Genomic DNA, 16,895 nt, shown 5'->3' on the forward strand with positions numbered 1-16,895 from the left:
GTCCCGCACTGGTGCTTCGCCGTCAGACTGCCACCGCCGTGCCGGTCACGGTGCCGATCCACCGAGATATGCATATATCTGTCGCTCAAAGCGGTGAACTCTGCGACGGCAGACCGTATTTGGGAGGCTTGAAGGGAGTAAGGAGGAGCCCATGCAGCATGGTCCCGCGGTGCGCCGGCGGAAACTGGGCGCCGAACTGCGCACCCTGCGCACCGGCGCCTGCCTCACGAGCGGCGAAGCGGCCCGCCTGGTGGGCTGGCACCAGTCGAAGGTGAGCCGCATCGAGACGGGCGCCAGTGGCGTGAAATCGGCCGATGTGCGGTTACTCCTGGACGCCTACGGTGTGACGGACGGCCAACTACGGGAGTTACTCCTGGCGTTGGCGAACTCCGAGGACGGTGGCGGCCGGCACCACTGGTGGCACGCGTACCGTGGGGTACTGCCACCCGCCTACCGCGACTTCATCAGCCTGGAGTCTCAGGCGAGCGCGATGCGCACGCTGGAGACGTCGGTGGTCCCGGGGCTGCTGCAGACACCCGCGTACGCCCGGGCGGTGACGTGGGCGGCCGTGGGCGGGCCGGACGACGAGCCCGACGACCGGCTGGACGCCCTGGTGGAGGTGCGACTGGCCCGGCAGGAGGTCCTGCGCGCGGACCCTCCGCTGGAACTGACCGCCGTCCTCGACGAGGCGGTGCTGCGACGGCAGGTGGGCGGGCCGGAGGTCATGGCGGGGCAACTGAACAGGCTGATGGAGGCGGGGCGACTGCCCCAAGTAAGGCTTCAGGTCCTGCCGTTCGCGGCCGGCGCACACATCGGCATCACCGGCCCTTTCGTTATCTTCTCATTTCCGAGCACATCTGATCTGGATGTAGTTGTTCTCGACCACTTGACGAGTAGCCTCTACCTCGAGCGGAAAGAAGTCCTCCAGGCCTATACGGAGGCCTTCAACACCCTTCAGATCCACGCCCTTTCACCTGAGGACTCGTTGGATTACATCGCCGGGATAGGTGACGGCGCGTAAGGAGGCACCATGTCCGCACTGCCTCGGAACGTACCTACCAGTACCGATCTGCACGGTGTGCGGTGGCTGCGCAGCAGCTACAGCACCGGAGCCAACAACTGCGTGGAGACGGCTCGGCCGCGCCGCGGTCCCTGGACCGGGCTGCTCGCCGTACGCGACTCCAAGGACCCCGCCGGACCCGCGCTGCTCTTCTCTCCCCGGAGCTGGACGGAGTTCGTCGGCGCGTTCCGGTGACCCCGCACGCCCCGACCGAACCCCACGCAGCCCGACCCGACTGCCCCCGCTGACCCGTTCCCCGACCCGCGACGCACGGCCGTGTCACGCCGACTCATGGTCGCGCTTCGCCGATCACACGCACAGCGCGTGCGATCTCGGTCTCGGACAGGTCGGCGCGGGCGGTCAGCCTGAGCCGTGAGATCCCGTCGGGCACGGAAGGAGGACGGAAGCAGCCCACGGCCAGGCCCGCCCCTCGGCAGTCGGCCGCCCAGCGCACGGCCGCCTCCGGGGACGGCGCCCGCACGGAGACCACCGCGGCGTCCGGCCGTACCGCTTCCAGACCGGCGGCGGTCAGGCGTGCGTACAGGTCGGCGGCCACCTCGCGCGCCCGCGCCGCCCGCCGCGGCTGTCCGCGCAGCAGCCTGAGGGCCGCCAGGGCCGCGCCCGCGGCGGCGGGGGCGAGGCCCGTGTCGAAGATGAACGTCCGTGCCGCGTTGACCAGGTGGTCGATCACGTGCGCGGGACCGAGCACGACCCCGCCCTGGCTGCCCAGTGACTTGGACAGGGTGGCCGTGACCACGATGTCGTCGGCGCCCGCGAGTCCGGCCGCGTACGCGGCTCCCCGGCCGCCGTCGCCGAGGACGCCGAGTCCGTGGGCGTCGTCGACGAGCAGCCCGGCGTCACGCTCCCGGCACGCCGCGGCCAACTCGGCCAGCGGCGCCGCGTCCCCGTCGACGGAGAACACCGTGTCGGACACGACGACGGCCGCCCCCTCGTGCGTGTCCAGCGCCTTGCCCACGGCGTCCGGATCGGCGTGCCCGACGACCTGGGTTGCGCCGCGGGCCAGGCGACAGCCGTCGATGAGGGAGGCGTGGTTGCCGGCGTCGGAGACGATCAGCGAGCCGTGCGGTCCCAGCGTGGTGACCGCGGCGAGGTTGGCGGCGTATCCGGAGGAGAAGACCAGGGCCGCCTCGAAGCCGCAGAAGCCGGCCAACTCGCGCTCCAGCTCGGCATGGAGCTCGGTGGTGCCGGTGACCAGCCGGGACCCGGTGGAACCGCCGCCCCAGGCGCGCGCGGCGGCCGCGGCCCCCTCGACGACCTCGGGGTGGCGGGCCAGCCCCAGGTAGTCGTTGCTCGCGAGGTCCAGGAGCGACGAGTCGGCGGCGCGGGGCCGCAGGGACCGTACGAGCCCGGCGCGGCGGCGCTGCTGCGCCTGGTCGTCGATCCAGCCGAACGCCATGGCTCCTCCGCGGAATTTGTAGGCAATGAACAGACACTAGCCGCACGCCCAGCCACCCAGGGTGTGGCAATACCCACACGTCGAACCGCGTCCGTTGTGCGGTCCCTCCTTGGCCTGGGGCGGTCCCGTAGGACAGGATCGGGCCTCATGGACCTGCTGAACACGCTGGTGGACAAGGGGCTTCGGCGCGAGCTGCCGACCCGCGAGGAAGCGCTCGCCGTACTCGCCACCTCCGATGACGACCTGCTCGACGTGGTGGCCGCGGCCGGCAAGGTGCGACGGCACTGGTTCGGCCGGCGGGTGAAACTCAACTATCTGGTCAACCTCAAGTCCGGCCTGTGCCCGGAGGACTGCTCCTATTGCTCGCAGCGCCTCGGGTCGAAGGCCGACATCCTGAAGTACACCTGGCTCAAGCCCGACGAGGCCTCCCAGGCCGCGGCCGCGGGCCTCGCCGGGGGAGCCAAGCGGGTCTGTCTGGTGGCCAGCGGGCGCGGTCCGACGGACCGGGACGTGGACCGGGTCTCCGAGACGATCAAGACGATCAAGGGCCAGAACGAGGGCGTCGAGGTGTGCGCCTGCCTGGGCCTGCTGTCGGACGGTCAGGCCGAGCGGCTGCGCGAGGCGGGTGCGGACGCGTACAACCACAACCTCAACACCTCCGAGGAGACGTACGCGGACATCACGACCACGCACACGTACGCCGACCGGGTGGACACGGTGCAGAAGGCGCACGCGGCCGGTCTGTCCGCGTGCTCCGGTCTGATCGCGGGCATGGGCGAGAGCGACGAGGACCTGGTCGACGTCGTCTTCTCGCTGCGCGATCTCGACCCGGACTCGGTGCCGGTGAACTTCCTGATCCCGTTCGAGGGCACCCCGCTCGCCAAGGAGTGGAACCTCACCCCGCAGCGCTGTCTGCGCATCCTCGCGATGACGCGGTTCGTCTGCCCGGACGTCGAGGTGCGGATCGCCGGTGGCCGGGAGGTGCACCTGCGCAGCATGCAGCCCCTCGCGCTGAACCTGGCCAACTCGATCTTCCTCGGCGACTACCTCACCAGCGAAGGCCAGGCGGGCAGGGCCGACCTGGAGATGATCGCCGACGCCGGCTTCGAGGTGGAGGGCGCCGGCGAGGTGACGCTTCCGGAGCACCGGGCGGCGGTCGCGGGCGGCTGCGGATCGCATGCCGGGGCGGGATGCGGATCGGACGCCGTAGCCGGGTGCGGGTCGCACGAGCACGAGGGCGGCGGGGTCTGCGGCTCCGTTCCCGCTGCGGCTTCGCAGGCGGGCGAGGCGCGTACCGATCTCGTCGCCGTCCGCCGCCGCGGCGCCGGAACGGACCTCGCACCCAATGCCTGACCTGCCCGGCCTCAGCGTCCCGGAACTGCTGGAACTCGACCGGCGGCACGTCTGGCATCCGTACGGCCCGATGCCGGGACGTGCCGAACCGCTCGTCGTGGAGTCGGCGAACGGCGTCCGGCTGAGGCTCGCGGACGGCTCGGGCGAACTCGTCGACGGCATGTCGTCGTGGTGGTCGGCGATCCACGGCTACAACCACCCGGTGCTCAACGAGGCCGCGCGCGAGCAGCTCGGCCGAATGAGCCATGTGATGTTCGGCGGGCTCACGCACCAGCCCGCCGTACGCCTGGCAAAGCTCCTTGTCGACATGTCGCCCGAAGGGCTGGAGCATGTGTTCCTCGCCGACTCCGGCTCGGTGTCGGTCGAGGTCGCGGTCAAGATGTGCCTGCAGTACTGGCGTTCGCTCGGCCGTCCGGAGAAGCGGCGGCTGATGACCTGGCGCGGCGGCTACCACGGTGACACGTGGCAGCCGATGTCCGTGTGCGACCCCGAGGGCGGGATGCACGAGCTGTGGACCGGGGTGCTGCCGCGCCAGGTGTTCGCCGACGCGCCGCCCGCGGAGTACGAGGAGTCGTACGCGGAGCATCTGCACGAGCTGATCGGGCGGCACGCCGGCGAGCTGGCCGCGGTCATCGTCGAGCCGGTGGTGCAGGGCGCGGGCGGGATGCGGTTCCACTCCCCCGCCTATCTGCGGGTGCTGCGCGAGGCGTGCGACGCGCACGACGTGCTGCTGGTGTTCGACGAGATCGCGACCGGCTTCGGGCGTACGGGCGCGCTGTTCGCGGCGGAGCACGCGGCGGTGACCCCGGACGTGATGTGCGTCGGCAAGGCCCTGACCGGCGGCTACCTGACCCTGGCCGCGACGCTGTGCACGTCACGGGTGGCCGACGGCATCTCGCGGGGCGACGTACCGGTGCTGGCCCATGGCCCGACGTTCATGGGCAATCCGCTGGCGGCTGCCGTGGCCTGCGCGTCGATCGAGCTGCTGCTCGGGCAGGACTGGCGCGGGGAGGTCAAGCGGATCGAGGCGGGGCTGCGGGACGGGCTCGCTGCGGCCGCGGAGCTGCCGGGGGTGCGGGACGTCCGGGTCCTGGGCGCCATCGGGGTCGTCCAGCTCGACCACGAGGTGGACATGACGGCCGCCACCCGGGCTGCCGGGCGCGAGGGCGTGTGGCTGCGTCCGTTCCGCGACCTGGTCTATACGATGCCGCCGTACGTCACCGGTGACGCGGACGTGGCACGGATCGCGCGCGCGGTGTGCGCGGCGGCGCGGGAGGGATGAGATGCCGGTACTGGTGATCACGGGCACGGGCACGGAGGTCGGCAAGACGGTCACGACCGCCGCGGTCGCCGCCGCGGCGGTCGCGGCCGGGCGGTCGGTGGCCGTGCTGAAGGCCGCTCAGACGGGCGTGGGACCGGCCGAGCGCGGGGACGCGGACGAGGTCGTCCGGCTCGCCGGCGCGGTGACGGCCTCCGAACTCGCCCGCTATCCCGAGCCGTTGGCACCGGGAACGGCGGCACGCCGGGCGGGTCTGCCCCCGGTGCACCCGCACGAGGTGGCCGAGACCGCCGCCAAGCTGGCCACCGAGCACGAGCTGGTGCTGGTGGAGGGGGCGGGCGGCCTGCTCGTGCGCTTCGACGCCGCGGGCGGCACCCTGGCGGACGCGGCGGGCCTCCTGAACGCGCCGGTCCTGGTGGTCGCCTCGGCCGGCCTCGGCACACTGAACGCCACCGAACTGACGGCATGCGAACTGCGTTCACGGGGCGTCGAGTTGCTGGGTGTCGTGATCGGCAGCTGGCCCGCCGCCCCCGACCTGGCCTCACGGTGCAACGTGGCCGACCTCCCGGACGTCACCGGCGCCCCCCTCCTCGGCGCCCTGCCCGCCGGAGCCGGAGCACTGCCGCCGACGGACTTCCGTGCCACGGCACCGGACTGGCTGGCGCCACGGCTGGACGGGACGTGGGACGGGGAGGCGTTCCGGATGCGGGAGGCACCCTGAGGCAGGGCCGTGGGGTGCCGTGTCCCGCACGTGGCACGCGGCCAGAGGTGCGCACCTTCATCGCATAAGCGATCGGCAGGGTGCGACGGGCCCCGCGCGGGGAACAAGCACCCGTAGGTCCGTTCTGTCCGGGAGGTCTCCATGCGGCTGTCGTCCGCCGGCTCCGGCAAGGTGGCGCGGGACTGCGTCCACCACCCGCTGTTCGCCCGCTACTACGCCCGTATCAGCGTCGGCGCGGAGACCCGGTTCGGGATGGCCGGGGTGCGCGAGCGGCTGCTCGCCGGGCTGTCCGGGCGGGTGATCGAGGTCGGGGCGGGCAACGGCCTGAACTTCGGCCACTACCCGGGCACCGTCTCCGAGGTCGTCGCGATCGAACCGGAGCGCCTGCTGCGGCAGTTGGCCGTCCGGGCCGCCCTGCGCGCGCAGGTCCCGGTCGACGTGGTGCCGGGTGCGGCGGAGGCGCTGCCGGTGAAGAGCGAGGGCTTCGACGCGGTCGTGCTGTCCCTGGTGCTGTGCAGCGTCCGGGACGTGGGGCGGGCCCTGGGCGAGGTACGGCGCGTGCTGCGGCCGGGCGGTGAGGTGCGGTTCTTCGAGCACGGCCGGGGCGGCGGCCCTGCGATGGCCTTCACCCAGCGCGCCCTGGACCGAACGGTGTGGCCGCACCTCACCGGCGGCTGCCATCTCGCCCGCGACCCGATCGCCGCGCTGAGAGACTCCGGGTTCGAACTCGGCCCGTACCGGCGGATGATGATGCCGGAGCACGGGCCGGCGCTCCCCACCTCGTACTGCGTGCTGGGCACGGCGTGGCGGCCCGAGGCCGAGGAGCCCGCGCCGCAGGACTGACCCCCGGGTCCGCCCGTCCGATCCGGCCGGCGGATCCGCCGAAAGTTGCCCCTTACACCGACGACTGGGACCCGACCCTGGGGCGGAGAACGCGTCGGCCCCAAGAGGGATACCGGGTGTGCGCCCGCTCACACTACGCTCGGGCTGGCCTCAGGACGTCAGGCGAGCGAGGGAACTCAAAGGGGGACGTAGTGTCCACATCCGCTGCGGAGCACACGCCGGAACCGGCGCAGGCCGACGGGGTCGCCGCCCGTGCCCGCGGACTGACCAAGGCCTACGGATCGGGCGAGACCGCGGTGCTCGCCCTGGACTCGGTGGACGTGGACATCGCGCGCGGCCGCTTCACCGCGGTCATGGGGCCCTCGGGCTCGGGGAAGTCCACGCTGATGCACTGCCTCGCCGGGCTCGACACCGTCTCGGCCGGCCAGGTGTGGCTGGGCGCGACCGAGATCACGGGGCTGAAGGAGCGCGAGCTGACCCGGCTGCGCCGGGACCGGATCGGCTTCATGTTCCAGTCGTTCAACCTCATCCCGACACTGAACGCCGCCGAGAACATCACCCTGCCCATGGACATCGCGGGCAAGAAGCCCGACGAGAAGTGGCTGGACCAGGTCATCGACACCCTCGGGCTGCGGGACCGGCTGACGCACCGGCCGGCCCAGCTCTCCGGCGGCCAGCAGCAGCGCGTCGCCTGCGCGCGGGCGCTGGCCTCCCGGCCCGAGCTGATCTTCGCGGACGAGCCGACGGGCAACCTCGACTCGCGGGCCGGCCTGGAGGTGCTCGGGTTCCTGCGGGACGCCGTCGACCAGCTCGGGCAGACCGTCGTCATGGTGACCCACGACCCGGGCGCTGCCGCCCACTCCGACCTGGTGCTCTTCCTCGCCGACGGGCGGATCGTGGACCGGATGGAGGCGCCGACGTCGGAGGCGGTGCTGGAGCGCATGAAGCGGTTCGACGTGGCCCGCGGCCCGTTCGACGGTCACAGCACCGGCACCGGCACCGACACCGAGGAGGACTGACCCGGTGCTGAAGGCAACGCTCAGGAGCTTCCTCGCCCACAAGGGACGACTGGTGCTGTCCGCGCTGGCCGTCGTCCTGTCCGTCGCGTTCGTCGCGGGCAGCCTGATCTTCTCCGACACGGTGAGCCGTACCTTCGACCGGCTCTTCGCCTCCACCTCCGCCGATGTGACGGTGGAGCCGAAGTCGGACCTCAAGTCGTCCGTGCCGACCGGCGCCGTCCGGACGGTGCCCGCCTCCCTCAAGGACCGGGTCGCCCGGGTCGACGGGGTCGCGGACGCCCACGCGGACGTGTCCGTCCAGAACATCGTGGTGGCCGACCGCCACAACAAGTCCGTCGGCCCGACCACCGGCGCCCCGACCATCGCCACCGACTGGTACGTCACCGACCGCAGCCCGGTGGAGCTGACCTCCGGCCACGCGCCGCACGGCGCCGGCGAGGCCCTGCTCGACGCGGACACCGCCGACAAGAAGCACGTCCGGATCGGCGACACGCTGACGGTGCAGGCGCAGCCCGGCACGTTCAAGGTACGGATCGTCGGCATCGTCACCTTCACCACCACCAACCCGGGCGCCGCCCTCCTCTTCCTCGATCCCGCCGTCGCACCCCGGGAGTTGCTGGGCGCGCCCGACCGCGCCACCGCCATCTCGGTGGACGCCGCGAAGGGCGTGAGCGACGCGGCGCTCAAGCGCCGCATCGGCGCGGCGATCGACACCGGCCCGTACGACCTGAAGACCGCCGGCGAACAGGCCAAGTCGGACGCCGCGGACCTCGGCGGCTTCCTCGACGTGATCAAGTACGTGATGCTCGGCTTCGCCGGGATCGCGGTCCTGGTCGGCGTCTTCCTGATCGTCAACACCTTCTCCATGCTGATCGCGCAGCGCACCCGCGAACTGGGCCTGCTGCGCGCCCTGGGCGCCGACCGGCGGCAGGTGCGGCGCTCGGTGCTCACCGAGGCGGTGCTGCTCGGCCTGGTCGGCTCGACGCTGGGCCTCGCGGCCGGCATCGGGCTCGCCTTCGGGCTGATCAGGCTGATGAGCGCGTTCGGCATGAACCTCAAGGCCACGGAGATGGTCATCGGCTGGACGACGCCCGTGTCGGCGTACGTCGTCGGGGTCGGCGTCACCTTCGTCGCGGCGTACCTCCCCGCGCGGCGCGCGGCCGCCGTCTCGCCCATGGCGGCGCTGGCGGACGCCGAGATCGCCGGTGTGGGGCGGCCGTTGCGGACGCGCGCGATCGTCGGCCTTCTCGTCGGGGCCGCGGGTGCGGCCGCGCTCGCGGGCTGCGCGGTGGCGACGAAGACCGCCTCCGCGGCCTCCCTCCTGAGCCTCGGCGTCGTCCTGACGCTCGTCGCGACCGTGATCGCCGGGCCGCTGCTGGTCCGCCCGATGATCCGCGTGCTCGGCGCGGCCTTCCCTGCGCTGTTCGGCTCCGTCGGCCGGATGAGCCAGCGCAACGCCCTGCGCAACCCGCGCCGTACGGGCGCCACGGCGGCCGCGCTCATGGTGGGCCTGGCCCTGGTCGGCGGCATGTCGGTGGCGAGCGCGTCCATGTCCAAGTCGTTCGACCGGCAGATCGACAAGACGCTCGGCGCCGACTTCGTGATCCAGAACGCCAACTACCAGCCGTTCACGCAGGAGATCACCGACAAGGTGCGCGCGACGCCGGGCGTGGGCCTGGTGGTACGGCAGCGGTTCGCGCCGCTGGCGGTGCGGCTGCCCGACGGCAGGCGCATCGAGACGACCGCCGCCGGATACGACTCCCGGGTCGACGACGTCGCCCACGTCACCTACGCGCGCGGAGGCACCGCGGCCGCGTTGGCGGACGGGCACCTCGGCATGGACGCGGACTTCGCCAAGGACCACGGCGTGCGGCTGGGCAGCTCGGTCCCGGTCGAGTTCCCGGGCGGCCGGAAGACGGAGCTCAAGGTGGGAGCCCTCACCGAGCAGGACGGCGGTGACGGGTTCGGCATGCAGGGCGGCCTGTTCTTCGGCATCGCCACGGTCGAGAAGTACATCCCCGGCGGCCAGGACTCCGCGCTGTACGTCGACAAGGCGCCCGGCACCACCGCCGACCAGCTGCGCTCGCACCTGAAGAAGACGCTCGGTGCGTATCCGCAGGTGCAGGTGCGCGACCAGGCCGACTACAAGAAGCTGGTGCACGACCAGATCGCGGTGCTGCTCTACCTCGTGTACGCACTCCTCGGGCTCGCCATCGTGATCGCAGTGCTCGGCGTGGTCAACACCCTCGCCCTGTCGGTCGTGGAGCGCACCCGCGAGATCGGGCTGCTGCGCGCGATCGGGCTCGCCCGGCGGCAGTTGCGCCGGATGATCCGCCTGGAGTCGGTGGTGATCGCGGTGTTCGGCGCGGTCCTCGGGCTGGGGCTGGGGCTGGTGTGGGGCGTGTGCACACAGCGGGTCCTGGCGCTGCAGGGCATGAAGGAACTCGCGATCCCCTGGTCCACGATCGTCGCGGTGGTGATCGGCTCGGCCGTCGTGGGCATCGTGGCGGCGCTGCTGCCGGCGCTGCGTGCCTCACGCATGAACGTGCTGGCGGCCATCGCGCACGAGTGATGAAATCGCGGACGAGTCTCAAGTCGCTTGCTGCCGAGGAGGGTTCATGCCGCGCCCGTTCCGCTTCGGGGTCACCCTGTTCATTCCCGCGCCCGCCGCACAGTGGCGCGCCAAGTGCCGGCGCGCCGAGGCACTCGGGTACGACGTGATCCTCGTCCCCGATCACCTCGATATGCCCGCGCCGTTCCCGGCGCTGGTCGCGGCCGCCGAGGCGACCGAGCGGCCGCGGCTGGGCACGTTCGTGCTGAACGCGGGTTTCTGGAACCCCGCGCTGCTGGCCCGCGAGGTGGCGACCACGGACGCGCTGACCGGCGGCCGCCTCGAACTCGGCCTCGGCACCGGCTACGCACAGGAGGAGCACGACACCGCGGGCCTGCCCTTCGGCTCGCCGCGCGAGCGGGTGGACCATCTGCGGTGCACGGTCGCGGAGTTGGACCGCCTGCTCGGCTCCGAGGAACAGCGGCCGCAGCCGGAGCAGCAGCGGGTGCCCCTGATGATCGGCGCCAACGGCGAGCGGATGCTGCGCCTGACGGCCGAGCACGCCGACATCGCCGCGTTCCCGGGGGCCCGGCCGATGGGCGGTACGACGCGTCGGCTGGTGCCGCTCACAGCCGAGGAACTCGACGGGCGCGTGGCCCGTTACCGGGAACTAGCGGCGGCCCGCGACGACTGTGCCGAGCTGAATCTGGTGGTGCAGCTCGTGGCCGTCACCGACGACCCCCAGGTCGCACTCAAGCCGCTGCTCGACCGTCAGCCACAGCTCACCCTGGACCAGGCACTGGCGCTCCCCGTCGTGCTGGTCGGCACGCTGGAGGAGAACGTCGCCCAGGTACGGGCACTGCGCGAGCGATACGGCTTTTCGTATCTGGCGGTGCTTGAGTCGTCGATGGAGGAGTTCGCGGCGGTGATGGCGGAGTTGCGGGACGAGTAGCCCCGCACCGCACATTTCACCGAACACCGACGGAACCAGCACACCCGAGATGTGGTGCTCATGTCGGATCCCTGGTACTTCTGCTACATGCCGTTACGTCGATTACGGTCGTTACCGGGGAAGTTGGCGACGGGGATGACGGTCGCCGCGCTCGCGCTCGCCCTCACGTCCTGCGGTGACGACGGGAACCCGTCCTCCTCGGACGACGGCCGCCAGAAGGTCACCGTGGCCGTCCTGTCGCTCGCCGACACGGCGCCGCTGTACGTCGCGCGCGACAAGGGCCTGTTCGCGAAGGAGGGGCTGGACGTCCGGATCCAGCCGGTCCAGCAGAGCATCCAGGCGCTGCCCGCCCTCGCCAAGGGCCAGGTCGACATGATCGCGGGCGCCAACTACGTCACCTTCCTGCAGGCCCACGAGAAGGGCACCCTGGACCTGCGCATCGTCGCCGACGGGGCCCGCGCCTCGTCGCACATGATGGATGTCCTCGTGCCGAGGGACTCCGGTATCAAGAGCGTCGCCGACCTCAAGGGCAAGAGGGTCGGGGTCAACATCCTCAACAACGTCCAGTCCCTGACGCTGAACGCGATCCTCGGCGCACGCGGCGCGGGCCGGCCGGCGTACCGGCAGATCGCCTTCCCACAGATGGGGGTCGCCCTGGAGAAGGGCCAGGTCGACGCGGTGCACGCGGCCGAGCCCTTCGACAGCGCCATCCAGAAGGGCCTGCACGCGCGCGTGCTCCTCGACGGAGCCGCGTCGCCGGTCCAGGGCATGCCGCTGAGCGGATACGTCACCACGCGCGCGTACGCCGCGAAACACCGGAGCGCGGCCCTCGCGTTCCGCCGTGCGATCGCCGCCGCGTCGAAACTGGCGAACGACGATCCGTCCCTCGTACGCAAGGAGCTGCCCACGTTCACCAAGGTGACCGCCGACCAGGCCGCGGCCATTCGCCTGCCCGCGTACGCGTCCTCGACCGACGGCGCCCAGCTGCGCCGGCTCACCGCACTCATGCGGAAACAGGGGCTGTTGAGCAAGGACGTCGATCCCTCGACGCTGCTGGTCAAGTGACGCGGTGCGGGAAGCGGTGCGTGCGGTGGCCGGGTTGAGGCCGCGGCAGGAGACGGCACTCGGCGTCCTCGGCGTGCTCGTCGCCTTCGGCGTGTGCGAGGCCGTGAGCCGGGCCGGGCTCGTCCGGCGCGACTATCTCCCACCCGCCTCCGAAGTCCTCGTCCGCGCCGTCCGGTTGACCGGCGACGCGGCCTTCCTGGACGGCGTCGGCGCCACCCTGCGCGCGTGGGCGTACGGCCTCGCCCTCGCCTGTGCGATCGCGGTGCCGCTGGGGCTGCTCCTGGGCAGCGTGCCGGTCGTCGACGCCGCCGTACGCGCGATGGTCGAGTTCCTGCGGCCGCTGCCGTCCGTGGCGTTGATCCCCCTGGTCTCCCTGCTGCTCGGTTCCGGAACCGAGACCAAGGTCGCGCTGATCACGTACGCGTCGGTCTGGCCGATCCTCTTCAACACCGTCTACGGCCTGGGCGAGACCGACCCGCTCGCCAAGGACACGCTGCGCGCCTTCGGCTTCGGCCGTCTCGCGGTGCTCCTGCGCGTGGAGCTGCCCGCCACGGCCCCGTTCATCGCGACCGGGATCCGCATCTCGGCCGCGATCGCGCTCGTCCTGGCCGTGGCCACCGAGATCCTCTCCGGCTTCGGCGAGGGCCTCGGTATCTTCATCGCCCAGGCCGAACAGGCGACGGACGGCACCCGGGACGTGCTCGCGGGCGTGGTGTGGGCGGGGATGCTGGGACTGGTGGTCAACGGGGTGCTGGTGTGGGCAGAACGGCGCCTGTTCCCCTGGACGCCGGGACACCGCGAGAGGGCCACGGCACGCGGCTCGGGAGGAGAGGCAGCCGGCTCGGGACGCGTGCCGGAGGCCGGCCCCACCCTCAGCCCTCCGCGCCGTGCCGCACGGCGCGACGCCCCCGGGCGCGAGGCAGGCCCATGACCGCCCCCGCCGTCCGCGGCGCCTTGGGACGCTGGCTGGTGCTCGCCCTCGCCGTGGCCGTCTGGGAGTTGGCGGCCCGGGCCCACGGCAGCGTCTACTTCCCACCACCGCTCCGTATCGCGCACCACGCCTACGATCTGTGGTTCTCGGGCCCGCCCGACCGGGCGTTCCTCACCCGGGCCGCGGTCGACGACATCCTGCCCAGCCTCGGCCGGATGGCGGCCGGCTTCGCACTCGCGGCCGTCGCCGGGATCGCGCTCGGCGTGGCGGTGGGCCGCTCGCGCCGGGCGTACGCGCTGTGCAACCCCGTCCTGCAGTTCGCGCGCGCCGTCCCGCCGCCCGCCCTGGTCCCCGTCTTCGTCGTCGTCTTCGACTTCGGCACGCCGATGCAGCTCGCGTCGATCGTCTTCAGCGCCGTGTGGCCGGTGTTGATCAACACGGCGGAGGGCGCACGCGCCACGGATCCGCTGCGGCTCGACGTGGCCGCCGTACTGCGGCTGAACGCGGCCGAGCGGCTGTGGTTCCTCCTGCTGCCCTCCGCGCTGCCCCGCATCTTCGCGGGCCTGCGCCTGAGTCTTTCGCTCTCCCTCATCCTCATGGTGTTCTCGGAACTGCTGCCGGGCACCGCGAACGGCATCGGCTTCACACTGACCGACGCCCAGTCACGCTCCGACCTGCTGACCGTGTGGGCGGCGCTGGTCCTGCTCGGCGCCCTCGGCCACCTGCTCAACACCGGCCTCCTGACGGCCGAGAAGCGACTGATCGGCAAGGGGAGGCCCGTATGACCCCCATGAACCGTGCGAGCCGTACGGCGCCCGGCGGGGAGACCGTCCTGCACGCCGTGCTCCGCCTGCTCCGCGACACGGGCATGACGACCGTCTTCGGCAATCCGGGCTCGACGGAACTGCGCATGTTCCGCGACTGGCCCGATGACTTCACCTACGTCCTCGGCCTCCAGGAGTCCACCGCCGTCGCCCTGGCAGCCGGGCACGCCCTGGGCACCCGGCGGGCCGCGTTCGTCAGCCTGCACTCGGCCGGCGGCGTCGGGCACTCGCTCGGCGCCGTCTTCAACGCGTACCGCGACCGCGTCCCGCTGGTGATCGTCGCGGGCCAGCAGTCGCGCTCGCTGATCCAGCTGCGCCCGTTCCTCGGCGCCGACGAACCCGCCGAATTCCCGCGCCCGTACGTGAAGTTCGCGCGTCAGCCGGTACGTGCCGCCGACGTGCCGGCCGTGCTCGCCGAGGCGCACCGGATCGCGATGACCCACCCGCGCGGGCCGGTGTTCGTCTCCGTCCCCGAGGACGACTGGGACCAACCGGCGCAACCGGTCGCCCCGCGCACCGTGCATGCCGGCTTCACGGCGGACCCGGCCGCGCTGGCGGCACTGGCCGGCCGCCTGGACACCTGCGCGCGCCCGGCGCTGGTCGTCGGACCAGGCGTCGACGACGAGGAGGCACTCCCGCAGGCCCGCGCCCTGGCCGAACGGACCCGTGCGGCGGTCTGGATCAGCCCGCTCTCGGGCCGCTCAGGCTTCCCCGAGTCCCATCCGCTCTTCCAGGGCTTCCTGCCGCCGGTGCCGGGCCAGTTGGCCGCGCGCCTGGAGCCGTACGACGTGGTGGTGGCCCTGGGGACGCCCGTGTTCACGTACCACGTCGCGGACGACAGCCCGCCGTTGTCCCCGGGCACCGAGCTGTACCACCTCGACTGCGACCCGGCCCAGGCCGCCTGGCTCCCCACCGGCACCAGCATCGTCACGACCCTCAAGCCGGCACTCACCCACCTGACCGAGCTCCTCAAGGACCCGGACCGCACCCCACCCCCGCCCCGCACACCACCCACTCCGGCGGCCGCGGACCTCACCGCGGACCGGGTCTTCGACCTCCTCCGCGCCCGCCTGCCCCAGGGCCGCGTCCTCGTCGAGGAGACCCCCAGCCACCGCGAGGCCTTCCACGCGCGCGTGCCCGTCCACACGCCCGGCGGCTTCCTCACCACGGGCAGCGGGGCCCTCGGCTGGGGCCTGCCGCTCGCCGTCGGGCGCGCGCTCGCCGACCGGAGCCGGGTGGTGTGCGTGCTCGGCGACGGTTCGGCGCTCTACTCGGTGCAGGCCCTGTGGACCGCGGCCCGGCAGCAAGCACCGGTGACCTTCATCGTCCTCGACAACGGCGGCTACGCGGCGGTGCGCCAGCTGGGCCGCCGCATCGGCATCGCCCCGGTCCCCGGCACGGACATCGGAGGCATCGACTTCGCCGCGCTGGCGGCCTCCTTCGGCTGCCCGGCGACCTGCGTCGAACGCCCCGAGGACCTCGCGCCGGCCCTGGACCGCACGGTGACCGCGGACGACGCGGCCGGCCCGCACCTCCTCCACGTCCGCGTCACCGCCACCGAGGACGCCGCGTACTCCGACCCCTGGGCCAGGTGACCGACCGCCATGCTGTGCCTCGACTCCGTCGCCCAGTCCTACGGCGACCACCCCGTCCTGCACGACATAGGCCTCACCGTCCGCGACGGCCAACTCCTGTGCGTCGTCGGCCCGTCGGGGTGCGGCAAGTCCACGCTGCTGCGCACGATCGCCGGTCTGCTGCCCGCGCGCGAGGGCACGATCACGCTCGACGGAACGCCGATCACCGGGGTGCCCGACCGGCTGGCGGTCGTCTTCCAGGACTACGGCCGCTCCCTCTTCCCCTGGCTCACGGTCCGCGACAACGTCGCACTCCCCCTCCGCCGCCAGGGCCTCGGCCGTACGGCACGACGCGCCGAGGCGGACCGCATCCTGACCCGCGTCGGCCTCGGCGGCACCGCCCGCCGCCATCCCTGGCAGCTCTCCGGCGGCATGCAGCAGCGCGTGGCGATCGCCCGCGCGCTGGTCTGCCGTCCTTCGCTGCTGCTGATGGACGAACCCTTCGGCTCCCTCGACGCCCAGACCCGCGAGGACTTGGAGGACCTGCTCCTCGAGGTCCACGGCACGGAGGGGACGACGATCGTGTTCGTCACCCACGACATCGACGAGAGCGTGTACCTGGGCGACCGCGTCGTGGTCCTCTCGCCCGGCCCCGCCTCGAAGATCGCCCTGGACCTGCCGGTCGACCTGCCGAGCGAGCGCGACCAGATCAACACACGGGGCCTGCCGACGTTCGTGGAGCTGAGGGCCGAGGTGGGGCGAGCGGTGCGCGCGGGCACACCCTCCTGAACTCCTGGACGCCGTACGCGTCCTCGGCGAAACCTGTTCGCCAGTCAGGCCGGAACTCTGTTTGGCTCACCTGCATGAGCGATCTCCACATCCGCCGCGCCACCCTCTCCGACATCGACACCGTGTTGCGGTTCTGGCGGGAAGCCGCGGAAGGAACGAGCATCAGCGACGACCACGACGGAGTGGCCCGACTCATCGCAACCGACCCCGAAGCCCTGCTTCTCGCGGAACGCGACGGCCGCCTGACCGGCACCGTGATAGCGGGCTTCGACGGCTGGCGGTGCTCCGCCTACCGGCTGGCGGTGCACCCGGACTGCCGACGGCAGGGCATCGCCGCGGCCCTGCTGGAAGCGGCGGAACAACGCTTTCTCGCCCTGGGCGGACGACGCGTCGACGCCATGGTTCTGGAGGCCAACGAGCGGGCACACCACACGTGGTCCGCAACCGGCTACCACCGCGAGAACCACTGGCGGCGCTGGGTGAAGCCCCTGACCGACTGAACCCGCCCGCGCCCGAC

At 72.3% G+C, this 16,895-nt stretch carries 16 protein-coding genes; 15 read left to right on the forward strand and 1 reads right to left on the reverse strand.

Annotation, left to right across the window (positions count from 1 at the left end; translation table 11 throughout):
* Window positions 1–151: 151 nt before the first annotated feature.
* A complete protein-coding gene (locus ABZ910_RS18070; RefSeq protein ID WP_361365549.1) occupies window positions 152–1,021 on the forward strand; it encodes a helix-turn-helix transcriptional regulator in 870 nt (289 codons plus the stop codon).
* A gap of 9 nt (window positions 1,022–1,030) precedes the next feature.
* On the forward strand, window positions 1,031–1,255 hold the full coding sequence (locus ABZ910_RS18075; protein WP_361365552.1) for a DUF397 domain-containing protein: 225 nt from the start codon (window positions 1,031–1,033) through the stop codon (window positions 1,253–1,255).
* 94 nt (window positions 1,256–1,349) lie between these two features.
* Here the strand turns inward: ABZ910_RS18075 and ABZ910_RS18080 are convergent, their stop codons facing one another.
* Window positions 1,350–2,477, reverse strand: coding sequence for an 8-amino-7-oxononanoate synthase (locus ABZ910_RS18080; protein ID WP_361365554.1), 1,128 nt, complete (start codon window positions 2,475–2,477; stop codon window positions 1,350–1,352).
* 147 nt (window positions 2,478–2,624) lie between these two features.
* Between ABZ910_RS18080 and bioB the strand changes: the two genes are divergently transcribed.
* From bioB to ABZ910_RS18145, 13 genes are all read left to right on the forward strand, one after another.
* On the forward strand, window positions 2,625–3,830 hold the full coding sequence (gene bioB / locus ABZ910_RS18085) for a biotin synthase BioB (protein WP_361365557.1): 1,206 nt from the start codon (window positions 2,625–2,627) through the stop codon (window positions 3,828–3,830).
* Window positions 3,823–5,112 (forward strand): adenosylmethionine--8-amino-7-oxononanoate transaminase, encoded by a 1,290-nt coding sequence (locus ABZ910_RS18090; RefSeq protein WP_361365560.1) that lies wholly within the window; start codon window positions 3,823–3,825, stop codon window positions 5,110–5,112. Before bioB ends, ABZ910_RS18090 begins: the two co-directional genes overlap by 8 nt.
* Before the next feature lies 1 nt (window position 5,113).
* Complete coding sequence (gene bioD, locus ABZ910_RS18095) at window positions 5,114–5,830, forward strand: dethiobiotin synthase (protein ID WP_361365563.1); 717 nt, start codon at window positions 5,114–5,116, stop codon at window positions 5,828–5,830.
* Window positions 5,831–5,971: 141 nt separating this feature from the next.
* A complete protein-coding gene (locus ABZ910_RS18100) occupies window positions 5,972–6,673 on the forward strand; it encodes a class I SAM-dependent methyltransferase (RefSeq protein ID WP_361365566.1) in 702 nt (233 codons plus the stop codon).
* 191 nt (window positions 6,674–6,864) lie between these two features.
* Window positions 6,865–7,692, forward strand: coding sequence for an ABC transporter ATP-binding protein (locus ABZ910_RS18105; protein WP_361365569.1), 828 nt, complete (start codon window positions 6,865–6,867; stop codon window positions 7,690–7,692).
* Between the two features lie 4 nt (window positions 7,693–7,696).
* Complete coding sequence (locus ABZ910_RS18110) at window positions 7,697–10,264, forward strand: ABC transporter permease (RefSeq protein ID WP_361365572.1); 2,568 nt, start codon at window positions 7,697–7,699, stop codon at window positions 10,262–10,264.
* 46 nt (window positions 10,265–10,310) lie between these two features.
* Entirely contained in the window at window positions 10,311–11,195 is an 885-nt protein-coding gene (locus ABZ910_RS18115) for a TIGR03621 family F420-dependent LLM class oxidoreductase (protein ID WP_361365574.1), read from the forward strand.
* A gap of 135 nt (window positions 11,196–11,330) precedes the next feature.
* Window positions 11,331–12,260 carry an ABC transporter substrate-binding protein gene (locus tag ABZ910_RS18120; RefSeq protein WP_361365577.1) on the forward strand — a complete coding sequence of 310 codons (930 nt, stop codon included), beginning with the start codon at window positions 11,331–11,333 and terminating at the stop codon, window positions 12,258–12,260.
* 4 nt (window positions 12,261–12,264) lie between these two features.
* Window positions 12,265–13,191, forward strand: coding sequence for an ABC transporter permease (locus ABZ910_RS18125; RefSeq protein WP_361365580.1), 927 nt, complete (start codon window positions 12,265–12,267; stop codon window positions 13,189–13,191).
* The gene (locus tag ABZ910_RS18130) at window positions 13,188–13,976 is read left to right on the forward strand and encodes an ABC transporter permease subunit (protein ID WP_361365583.1); all 789 of its coding nucleotides are present in this window, start codon (window positions 13,188–13,190) and stop codon (window positions 13,974–13,976) included. Before ABZ910_RS18125 ends, ABZ910_RS18130 begins: the two co-directional genes overlap by 4 nt.
* Window positions 13,973–15,610 carry a benzoylformate decarboxylase gene (gene mdlC / locus ABZ910_RS18135; RefSeq protein ID WP_361365586.1) on the forward strand — a complete coding sequence of 546 codons (1,638 nt, stop codon included), beginning with the start codon at window positions 13,973–13,975 and terminating at the stop codon, window positions 15,608–15,610. Before ABZ910_RS18130 ends, mdlC begins: the two co-directional genes overlap by 4 nt.
* Window positions 15,611–15,619: 9 nt before the next feature.
* Window positions 15,620–16,378 (forward strand): ABC transporter ATP-binding protein, encoded by a 759-nt coding sequence (locus ABZ910_RS18140; RefSeq protein WP_361365589.1) that lies wholly within the window; start codon window positions 15,620–15,622, stop codon window positions 16,376–16,378.
* 74 nt (window positions 16,379–16,452) lie between these two features.
* Window positions 16,453–16,878 carry a GNAT family N-acetyltransferase gene (locus ABZ910_RS18145; RefSeq protein ID WP_361365592.1) on the forward strand — a complete coding sequence of 142 codons (426 nt, stop codon included), beginning with the start codon at window positions 16,453–16,455 and terminating at the stop codon, window positions 16,876–16,878.
* Window positions 16,879–16,895: the final 17 nt, after the last annotated feature.

It is taken from the genome of Streptomyces sp. NPDC046805, from assembly GCF_040645355.1.
Taxonomy (GTDB): Bacteria; Actinomycetota; Actinomycetes; order Streptomycetales; family Streptomycetaceae; genus Streptomyces.

What these genes read in the sequence shown, in the direction of transcription:
- ABZ910_RS18070 (WP_361365549.1), top strand. Translation starts at nt 152, where the DNA reads ATGCAGCATGGTCCCGCGGTGCGCCGGCGGAAACTGGGCGCCGAACTG.
- ABZ910_RS18075 (WP_361365552.1), top strand. Translation starts at nt 1,031, where the DNA reads ATGTCCGCACTGCCTCGGAACGTACCTACCAGTACCGATCTGCACGGT.
- ABZ910_RS18080 (WP_361365554.1), bottom strand. Translation starts at nt 2,477, where the DNA reads ATGGCGTTCGGCTGGATCGACGACCAGGCGCAGCAGCGCCGCCGCGCC.
- bioB (WP_361365557.1), top strand. Translation starts at nt 2,625, where the DNA reads ATGGACCTGCTGAACACGCTGGTGGACAAGGGGCTTCGGCGCGAGCTG.
- ABZ910_RS18090 (WP_361365560.1), top strand. Translation starts at nt 3,823, where the DNA reads ATGCCTGACCTGCCCGGCCTCAGCGTCCCGGAACTGCTGGAACTCGAC.
- bioD (WP_361365563.1), top strand. Translation starts at nt 5,114, where the DNA reads ATGCCGGTACTGGTGATCACGGGCACGGGCACGGAGGTCGGCAAGACG.
- ABZ910_RS18100 (WP_361365566.1), top strand. Translation starts at nt 5,972, where the DNA reads ATGCGGCTGTCGTCCGCCGGCTCCGGCAAGGTGGCGCGGGACTGCGTC.
- ABZ910_RS18115 (WP_361365574.1), top strand. Translation starts at nt 10,311, where the DNA reads ATGCCGCGCCCGTTCCGCTTCGGGGTCACCCTGTTCATTCCCGCGCCC.
- ABZ910_RS18120 (WP_361365577.1), top strand. Translation starts at nt 11,331, where the DNA reads ATGACGGTCGCCGCGCTCGCGCTCGCCCTCACGTCCTGCGGTGACGAC.
- ABZ910_RS18130 (WP_361365583.1), top strand. Translation starts at nt 13,188, where the DNA reads ATGACCGCCCCCGCCGTCCGCGGCGCCTTGGGACGCTGGCTGGTGCTC.
- mdlC (WP_361365586.1), top strand. Translation starts at nt 13,973, where the DNA reads ATGACCCCCATGAACCGTGCGAGCCGTACGGCGCCCGGCGGGGAGACC.
- ABZ910_RS18140 (WP_361365589.1), top strand. Translation starts at nt 15,620, where the DNA reads ATGCTGTGCCTCGACTCCGTCGCCCAGTCCTACGGCGACCACCCCGTC.
- ABZ910_RS18145 (WP_361365592.1), top strand. Translation starts at nt 16,453, where the DNA reads ATGAGCGATCTCCACATCCGCCGCGCCACCCTCTCCGACATCGACACC.